Source organism: Aureimonas endophytica (assembly GCF_014642635.1).
Lineage (GTDB): Bacteria > Pseudomonadota > Alphaproteobacteria > Rhizobiales > Rhizobiaceae > Plantimonas > Plantimonas endophytica.
The window spans coordinates 1-5,547 of the sequence record NZ_BMIQ01000022.1 but is presented as its reverse complement, the minus strand read 5'-3'; the positions used below and the strand labels follow the sequence as shown (position 1 = coordinate 5,547).

General features: G+C 73.1%; 3 protein-coding genes and 2 pseudogenes. All 5 read right to left on the bottom strand.

The genetic code is table 11. The features are described 5' to 3' along the window. Positions 1 to 307: pseudogene (locus tag IEY14_RS25645) on the bottom strand (relaxase/mobilization nuclease domain-containing protein); the annotation flags it as partial. Next, positions 304 to 654: a plasmid mobilization protein gene (locus IEY14_RS25640; RefSeq protein ID WP_188913678.1), complete on the bottom strand. Its 351-nt coding sequence runs from the start codon at positions 652 to 654 to the stop codon at positions 304 to 306. The gene IEY14_RS25640 and the pseudogene IEY14_RS25645, both read right to left, overlap by 4 nt. A 132-nt stretch (positions 655 to 786) precedes the next feature. Beyond that, complete coding sequence (locus IEY14_RS25635; protein ID WP_188913676.1) at positions 787 to 2,133, bottom strand: hypothetical protein; 1,347 nt, start codon at positions 2,131 to 2,133, stop codon at positions 787 to 789. A 752-nt stretch (positions 2,134 to 2,885) separates the two neighbouring features. After that, complete coding sequence (locus tag IEY14_RS25630) at positions 2,886 to 3,482, bottom strand: hypothetical protein (RefSeq protein WP_188913674.1); 597 nt, start codon at positions 3,480 to 3,482, stop codon at positions 2,886 to 2,888. A gap of 440 nt (positions 3,483 to 3,922) precedes the next feature. Further along, a pseudogene (locus IEY14_RS25800) lies at positions 3,923 to 5,547 on the bottom strand (hypothetical protein); the annotation flags it as partial.

Here is a 5,547-nt window from a genome sequence, read left to right as displayed (position 1 = left end):
CCTTGGAATGCTCCCAGAGCACGTGCGCGTGGTCCTCGGCGCCCATGGCGGCCAAGACGGCCGACACCATCCGGTCGCGCTGCGCGTCGGTCAGGTCCGCCGCCGGCGACAAGGTGACGTGGTGCAGGGCGACGGTCGCGCGCGAGCCGTCGCGCAGCGCCTGCATGTACCTGAGCGCATCGTCGGCGTTCGACAGCGGGACGCCGCCGACCAGCACGACGCGCGCCTCCTCGCCGCGGCCGAGGTGGGCCGCGAGCTGGCGCACGTCGCGCCCGGTCCGCCCGTGCCTGGTCGTCGTGACGATCATGCCGGCGGCTGCTCCCGCAGCGCGAGGAGGGCGAGGGTGGACCTCTCCAGATCCGCCCGGATCGCCGCGAGCTCCGCCGCCTCGGCGGGGCGGCCGAGGTTCGACCGCCGCGCGACCTGGTTCACGTTGCTGCCGATCCGGGCCAGCTCGCCGAGCGCGCGGGCCACGGCCTGGGCGAGGTCGTTCCGGCGACGGCGAGCGGGCGTGGGCTTCCCGCCGGCCGCCTTCACGACGGCCAGCCGGGCGAACGCCGACGGCCCGAGACCGGCCGTCTCCGCGGCGCGATCAAGGGCGGCCCGCTCGTCGGCGGAGAGGCGCAGCGTGGTGGTGGTCGACGTCCTCGACATGGGGCCTCCGGCAGGGGTCCACGGGGGGCGCAGCCCCCCTGGCCAGCGGTTGGTGCGTAGCACCAGCCATTGCTGGCTACCGTCGTAGGTCGCCACGCATGGGACTAGGCTGACGCCCCGCCGTCGCCGACGCTAGCGCGCCTCGGCGACCAGCCGCATGACCTCGCGGAGATCGGGGGGATCGAACTGGCACCCAGTCGCGACGGCATGCCCCCGGGCGCGGTCCATCACCTTCCGGATCGCGTCGCCCGAGTTCCTCTCGGCCCATCGGCAGGAGAGTGCCTCGCGGGCGATCTGGGCAGCCGTCGGTGCCACGACGCGAGGCGGGACAGGCGCACGAGGCCCCTGGTCAGGCGGATCGAAGCCGGCCAGGTCGAAGGCGACGCGCTGCACCTCGGCCCACGCCTCCGGTCCACGATCCTCAAGGACGGCGAGAACGGTCGAGGAACGACCGCGACGGTGCACCGCCAGCCACACGTGCCGGGGAAGGTGGCCGACAGGCTCATCCGCCTGCTGCTCGACGCCCGGTTCCTGCACGTCGTCGTCCTCATCGATCCCGAGGACCTTCGCCAGGCTCTTGGTCACGACGCAGGAGCGGATCCCCTTCATGGCCTTGGCGTACTCGCGCCACAGATCCGCCATCCGCGGATCGCCAGCGGAGGCCTCGAGGAGGTCGAACGGATGCATACCGGAACGGGCCTTGCGCGCCCGTTTCAGGGTGGCGCCTGCAAGCTCCCAAGCGAGGTCCCCGTGAAGGCTCACGCCCTTGGCGAGGTAGTCGACGATCGCGCCACGGGAGTCGGGAAGAGTGACGTCCTGGGCTTCGCGAACCGCCGTGTAGCCGGCGGCGCGGACGTAACGCAGGTACCGATCGATCACCCACGCTCCAAGGTCGCGAGCACCATCCTCGGTGGTCTGGCAGGGCAAGCCGATGTGCAGGTGGTAGTGCCAGCCATGCGCCTGGCTCCACGTCACCTCTGGGGCCGTCAGGACCCCGAGAACGCCCCAACGCTTCTTGGCCCGCGCCCAAGGCGCACCGCGTCGCACGTCGCGCCAAGCGGCGTCGACGACGGCGCGCAGCTCGGCGAGCGCCATCCTGCGATCGTGACGAACGGTCAGCGTCACCATCGGGGTCTGCCCCTTGCGGTAGTGGACGATGTCGTAGACCTCACCGACGCGCTCCTGGCGCTCCTTGGCGACCGAAGGCGCGCAAACGGGGCAGAGCGTGCCGGAACGGCAGCGCAGCGTGCCGGAGGTTCGCCCGACCCCGCCGGCGGACAGGTGCAGCCCCACCTCCTCCGTGTCGTGCGCGACGGTGCCGCAGGCGCAGACCGACGGGCCGCGCTTCGTCGGGTCGGAAGGGCGCAAGAGGTTCGCGGCGGTGAAGCGCAGCGCCCAGGCCCTCCTGCGCCTCGTCTGAGGCGTGATCTCACTCCCTGCGCCTTGGACCGAGGCCGAGGACGCGAGGGGGGGGGTCAACGTAGCTCCTCGATTGTCGAGGCCGCCTGCGGCGGCTGCGGACGCCGCCACGGATGGGAGTCGACGATCGACGGTGGAGGGGGTCCCAGACGGGCAGGAATGGGCACCAGAAGGCGCCCAGGCGAGGGCCTGAGGGAGGACGCGGGTCGGGCCACGATGGGTCGTAGCGTCGTGCAGCGCGCCGATGCGCGCACGCACGCTCACCCGCTCAAGCGAGCGGCGGTCGGCTTGTCGGACTGGTCAGGAAACGCTATAATCATTGCGTGTCCCGGCTCTACGAGCCGGACTTCCTAGTGAAGGCTCTCAACCGCTCGGCCCGCCAAAGATCGAAGCGTGTTGATCGCCGGGACCAACTAATCGGAACGCCGTCCCGCACCCCGCGGGGCGGCGTTTCTGCATTGTGGGCTCAGCGCGCTGGATTCGGCAAGCCGGCTACGCCGCACCCCCATCCAGCCCTGCACAAGGCTCCAGGGAGGCTTTGCCTCCCCGCCGCGCCTTCGGCTTGGCGCCCCTCCACTCTCGCCAGCGAGGCCTCAGGGGAATGCCAGCAGGGTGGCTGCGCCCCCCTCCCGTCCTTCCCCTGCATCGAGCGTTGGGACCGCTCCGCGGCGTCAAGCACGGCCTTGGGGACCGAGGCTCGGTCGCTGCGCTCCCTGCGCCCGCACCACTCCCCAAGCCCGCGCTTGACCCCTCTCCGCGCTCCTGCCCACTGGACGAGCGTGGCGCGCGGCGGAGCCGTCGCGTGGGGCGTCTCAGGCCGGGGAGCTGCCGCCGGCGACCTTCTGGACCCAGCTCTTCGAGACCGGCGTCCCCTCGCCGGTCATGCGCTCGGCGATCGCCGCCATCGCCATCCCCTCCCCGCGGAGCGCCCGGGCCCGAGCGACGAGGGCGCCGTCGAAGGTTCGCGAGGACGGGGCGCGGGCCGGGGTGCCGCCCGCACGAGGCCTCGGCTCGGGTTGAGGGTCAGCCTTTTTACGGGTTGACGGCACGACGACGCGCTCGATCCGGCGCAACGCGCCGCGGACGGCCTTGCGCTGGTCCGCCGACATGGACGGCCAAGCGTCCACGAGATTGGTCGCCGCCCTCTCGAACGACGTATGCGCGCGCTCCTGCTTCTGGACGGACTCGATGCCCTGCCGGGTGAGGAGGTGGGCGACGATCTGTCCGCGCCACTGCTGGCGCTCTTCGTCGGTCGCGTCCTGGGGCAGGTCCGAGAGCGCCGGGGCGTGATCGGGGGAGGCCGCCCAGAAGGGCATCGAGTGCACCATGCGCTGCCGGACGCGCTTGGCCTCCCGGTCGTAGTACGGGGCCAGGCACTGGACCCTTTCACCCCTGCGACGAAACTGCATTCACACCTCCTGAAACCTGATCCTCAGCCATGCTGTGGGCAGACAATCCGCCCGTCAAGTGGCTGACCAAATGCCTGACGATCACACCTTTTGTGGTATGATAGTCAGGCTGACCGTCAACCCACTTATTGCCTGACCATAGGTGTGATGGTCATCCCCTGAATTGCCTGACTATGGGTGTGATGGTCAGCCTAATTTCAGACTGCGAAGACGGCGAGGCCGGGTTGACGCCCGAACGGCGCGCATAGGCTCCCGGCCCGCCGTCCCCAAGGGGGATGGCGGCGAGCGCAGCGAGGGGAGCGCGCCGTCCGGGCGTCACCGAGCCGCGGGGCCCCGGATCTACGCGGGAGGAGGGTGGCGCGCAGCGCCAGGGCGGGACACGCGGCCCGCCCGGCCCTCCGGAGCGTCGATCTGGGGTAGGCGAGGGAAACCCGGCCGGATCAGCGGCGCGGGCCTCGGTACTCGTTGAAGTCCAGCTCGGGCAGGGGCAGGCGGACGCGACGGGCCTCGATCAGCCGGTCGCGCTCGCGGTCCTCGCGGGCCTGTCGCCGGCGCTCGGCCTCCTCGGCCGCACGGGCCTCGTCCGACAACCGGCGACGGGCCGCGTCGAGCAGCACCGCTTCCGTTCCAGAGGCGAGCGTCGGCTCCGCGGCAAGGACTCGCCGGGCAGCGCCGAGGAGCGCCAGCTCATCGGCCGTGCGCCGCTCCTCGATCGCATGCCAGCGGCGAGCTGCCTCGGCGTCGGCACGCCACAGGCGATCGAGCGGACCGAAGACGGCCGCGGCGTCGGCTGCGGCCTTGCGGGCATCCGCCCGCCGGGCGTCGATCGCCGCGAGGGTCGCGCGGGCCTCGTCGACCTCGCGCCGCCACTCGACGCGCTGCCCCGTCAGGATCGACCAGAGGCCGCGCGGCTCGGGCCGCTCGCAGGCCGCGCGGGCGCGGCGCTCGACGTCGAGCCAGCCGTAGAACGCGGCGTGCGAGGCCTCGCGGGCCTCGTGCTCGCGTTCCCGCGCGCGGGCCAACGCCGACGGCTCGGGCAGGTCCCGGAGCGTCGCCGCGAGCCGCGAGCGGGCCTCGGCCTCCCGCCGGTCGAGGTCCACGACCGCGCGGGTGACTGGCTCGGCCGCGAGGGCGCGGAGGTCGGCCGCGAGCGCCGTCAGGCGCGGGGTGACGATCCCGCGGAGACGGTGGACGGCGACGGCTTCCGCCGCCCGGCGAGGGCATCGACGCGGTTGCTCACGTCCGTCACCAAGAGGTGGAGCTGGCGCTGGCTCAGGAGGACCGCCTCGAGGAGCTGCCTCAGCTCCTCGATCGGACTGGGCCGGTCGCCCTCCGGCTCCTCCAGGAGCGCGAGCAGCGGCTGGAGGGCCGTCACGCCGTCCCGGGCCTGGGTCGCGATCCGGCCGACCTTGGTTGCCGTTTCCAGAATCTTGGCGGGCGTCGGAGCCGGGACCGGCTTCGGGTTCGACATGCTGCACCTCCTGCATGCGGGCGCCAACGGCGGCCCGCTTCTCCCTGACGATCCGATCGAGCGCCCCGACGTCGACGCCCCCGGCCCGCACCACCCACACGCCGGAACGGCTTCCGGAGGCCACCTGGAGGCCTTCGAGCGCGAGCGCCGACCGGAACGCCGCCGGACTGTCCGACGCGCTCCACGCGGCCCGCACGGCCGCCTGCGCGGCGGGCAGGTCGACGCCCTGCCGGGCAGCGGCAGCACGCGCGGCCGAGCCGGTCGCGCTGCGCGGCGGCTCGGGCGGCTGGGCCGCGCGAACGGCGGCCGCCACGTCGGGGCGGGTCGCGTCCAGCGCGGCGGCGACGGCGGCCGCGCGCCGGCTCGGGGTGAGGGCATGGCCCCAGTCCGCCTCCAGGACACGCGCGACGGCCTCCAGGCGGGCGTACGAGTGCCCGTCGTCCAAGGCGCGCCCGTCCGGCCCCACGTGCCCCACGACGAGGTGCCAGTGCCGGGGGGAGCCACCCGGCTCGGAACGCTCCTTGGAATGCTCCCAGAGCACGTGCGCGTGGTCCTCGGCGCCCATGGCGGCCAAGACGGCCGACACCATCCGGT